Below are 3,968 nucleotides of genomic sequence, written 5' to 3'. Positions count from 1 at the left end.
GGTATCGATAGCGCCAGGAAGGAAACAATGAGGATCCCTATGACCAGGGTAAGAATTCTAGGGCGGAGTTTCATGGGTTATCAACAACTCATCTGAAGACAAATTTACATTCAACCCGGAGTATCCTGTAATTATTGCTGTGAAAGCAACTTAACCGGGGCTCCAGGGATAATCAAGGAGGATACCGGATTCGACATTTCCGTAGGAATACTTCAGACCAAGGATCAGCAGGGAGTTCTTTACAGGGGAGCGATTTGGTATAATCCCGGCTGGACTGCACTTGCCCGCTCCAGCAGCCTTCCGGCCCGAAGGCGGGAAAAGGGCTCTAGAGCGGTGGTTATCCTATTTCAGCAGTACCATCTTCCGGGTGCGGAGGATGCCCTCTGCCTGGAACACAGCGAAGTAGATTCCTGATGCGGCTGGTATTCCCGCGCGCTCACGCCCATTCCAGATGACTTCATGATAGCCGATGTCCCGCCAGTCATCGATTAGGGTAACGATCTCCCGGCCCAGCAGGTTGTACACCCGCAGGGAGACCCTCGCAGGTTCTGGCAGCGCATACTCGATGACGGTGGAGGGATTAAAGGGGTTGGGATAGTTCTGCGACAGGGCGAACTCTTCCGGCAGTTGCGCCAGGGCCTCCGCGATGGTTCCCTGAACATAGTCAGGCGTCCCGGCGATCACCTTAAAGTGGTACGGTATCTTCTCGTTATAGCCCGTGATTGGTTCCATCTTCTGCCCGGCGATCAGGTCACAGATCAGGCGCCGGACGAGATCAAGGAACACCACCCGAATATCCAGCGGCACCTCACCCTGGAATTCATAGGTTATGGCGACAGGACCGGTCTCGCCCCGGGTATGAAGGTCGAGGTCCCAGATGCCGTTCACTTCCTCAAGGGAGCGGATATCGGAGGTGAAGAGTGGCGATCCCCCAGCCCAATCGGACCGTTCCATGGTGAGGGCGATACATTCCTCCAGCAGCGGCGGCTCGGGTGTATCGAAATCGTCTCGCCCTTCCCGGGCATCCGGCAACCGGCCGATGGTGTTGCCACCATCGTAGAAACGCTCCCCTTCCACGGTGAGTTGCACCAGCCAGCCATCCGATTGGTCGGCGCCTTCCTTGGCAAGAATCGTCTTGGCCATACTAGCCGGTTTTACCCCCAATGTCTGGGTTTGATCGGTATTATTATAGATGATATAGCCGCCCCAGGGCTCGAAGGTTTCCTGCACCTGCCCTGTGGACCAGCCTTCCTGCCCGCCGGAGCCGAACTCACCGTAGGTATACGGCCCGATGAAAAGGCCCTGGTCAGCGGAAACCTCTACCGGGAAGGGATAGGGGGAGGCGATAAAGCGCCAGCGCCGCGGTTGCAGGGTCCAGGTGTAGCCTGTCAGGTCGACCGATTGCCCGGCGCCCAGGTAGAAATGGAAAGGCTCTTCGAAGACGATCTGCTTCAGGAAGTAGCTCTCACCCAACGCCAAGGAATGGGCTTCCATATAGTCATCGGGCCCCGGTCCCTCATACCGGAACAGCTTCCACGTCTTATCGGAGGAATCTGTCTCCATTGCTTCCCGGATGGTGCCGGTGACCGATTTGTCATCCACGTCGCTGGGGAGGGAGACCAGCCGCCAGCGGTTGAAGGGGAAGCCGTCGGGGAAGGCGCTTCTGGGCACGTTGGAATGGATGGTACCAGCCGGGTACTGAACCTGGATGGAGGCCACGTCCGAAATGTCCTTGTTGCCCAGATTATCTTCGGCGGCGATGAAGTAGGCTACACCCGCGGCGGTCACATCGGTCCCGGGAATGATCCCCTGGTACGTGTCGCCGCCCAGGCTGGACATGGACACCCCACTGTATTCGGCTGAGCCACCCTTGGCGTAATGCAGCGACACCGCTTGAATTGCGCTGGCATCGGTGATAGTGGCCGTTACGGTAACCGGCTCGCCTTGGTTCGGGCTGGCGGGATCGATCATCATATCCGAAATAGTCGGGCCTGCCGCGTCTGACAGTCTACCAATAGCAAACTGGCTGAGACCGGTGATGCCGGTGAAGGTTACGGTGCTGTCGGTGGCGCTGGCGCCGTAGGATTCAATCTCCCAGGGCAGCGTGCCCCCCGTGTCGCGCTGGAGCAGGCACAGCCGGGCGGGGTACTGTTGCTCGCCTTTAGTGAAGGTGCCCGGCCCCAGGCAAAAGGTCATATCGGCCGAGAACGTCCCGCTGCCATTGTGGATCGCCTCCCAGTAGACGGTTGAAATAATAGTCACGCCACTGGGCGGGGTACCCCCGGGATCGGCCCCGAATCGGGTCACATGAATGGTATCGGCGCCGGTCTGGCTGGTGAAGGTAAAGGCCAGGATGAGGTCGGTCCCTGCGAAATCGACCTCCCCGTCACCGGCCACGAGCTGCAGGCTTGATCCGGTAGCGTCCTGTGATGCAGGAGTAATGGCCATCGCTTCGGCGGAGGGTGGACTAAGATTGCCGGCCTGATCCCGGGCGGCGATCCGGAAATAATAAATAGGTCCAGCTGATAGGCCGAAAATAACAACCGTCGTATCCGGCGCATTGGTGACGGCAACTGAATCGGCTCCGGTAGGCGTGAATCCGGAGACCAGGCTCTGGTATACCACATAGTGGGCGAGGTCCGCTTCCTCGTTGGGCGACCATCTCAGTCGCACCTGGTAATACTCTCCAATGGCCGCCAGGCCTACCGGCGCGGCGGGGGGCGTGTTGTCTTCTACATCCCAGCCACCCTCGTGGTAGAGCGCCTGGATCTCGGCCTCAGTCAGGGCACGGCTATAGATGCGGATGTCATCAATATTTCCAGGATAATGTTCCCCGCCATCAAAACGCGATCCTAAATATAGATTTCCGCTCCCAGAATAATTTGCAGAGGCAATATCCTCGGCAACAACTTGCCCGTTAAGATAAATTTTTCTTTCCTTGGTGCTGGCATTAAAAGTACATACCCAATGCTGCCAGTTAATCGTATCTGGAAATGTTTCCGTTGTATTCAAATCATTATTATAAAATCTTATGCCAAATTTTCCACCGGAATACTGGATGTGCAGATGCTTATTAGTAGCAAAATATCCCTGACTAAATATTATTCCACCTTCTAAATCTTCCTCTTTATCCCAGAAGGAAAATGTAAAGGAGCTATCGGCTAAATTTATCCCACTGCCCAGATTCATATTATCATCCACCCCATCGAAGCTGTAGGCGCTGTCAGGCTTACCGAACCGGTCCGCCCCCAGCGTGGCGCCGTACACCGTCCCGTCATTCCCGTTGCCACTCTCATCATTGGCGTTGCCGTTGAAGGGGTAGTGGGCCACCAGGCCAGTGGTGGGAATCTGTACTGGCTCGGTAATGGTCAGGAACTGGTCCACCCCCACGTTGGTGGTATCCCATACGATCCCGCTGGGCCACTCGATCCGGATGGAATCGATAACGGTGGCATCCCCTAACCCGAACTCGGCATTCAGGCTGTTCTGTCCGCAAAACCCGCTCTGCCCGGAAATCTCATTCAGCTGCCATATAGGAACCCCGCCAATGATAGCCTTCAGGTGGACTTTGGCGCCAATGGCAGAAATATTGCTCCGCGTCCCCACCAGTTGCAGATTGATCCAGTGATTGGCACTGCCGTTGTTGGCGTACAGGAAATTGTTCTCGCCTTCGGAGTTGGCCACGAACAGGTCCAGGTCGCCGTCGTTGTCGTAGTCACCCCAGGCAGCGCCATAGGATAGACCCCCATCGCTGACCGGCGGGCCGCTGGTTACTTTAGCGAAAGTGCCGTCCCCGTTGTTGGCGTACAGGAAATTGTTCTTGCCAGAGTTGGTCACGAACAGGTCCAGATCGCCGTCGTTGTCGTAGTCGCCCCAGGAAGCGCCCCTGGAGTAGCCCCCATCGCTGACCGGCGGGCCGGTAGTTACTTTGGTGAAGGTGCCATCCCCGTTGTTGACGTACAGGAAAT

At 56.8% G+C, this 3,968-nt stretch carries 1 protein-coding gene; it reads right to left on the bottom strand.

Features of this window, described 5'->3' with window-relative positions; genetic code table 11:
- Positions 1–342 precede the first annotated feature (342 nt).
- Positions 343–3,968 (bottom strand): LamG-like jellyroll fold domain-containing protein (locus ACETWG_03120; protein ID MFB0515579.1); only part of this gene is annotated, 3,626 nt, incomplete at its 5' end.

The organism is Candidatus Neomarinimicrobiota bacterium (assembly GCA_041862535.1).
Classification (GTDB): Bacteria; Fidelibacterota; Marinisomatia; order SCGC-AAA003-L08; family TS1B11.
The sequence above is the reverse complement of the archived record's forward strand: the minus strand, read 5'-3'. Positions and strand labels throughout refer to the sequence as shown.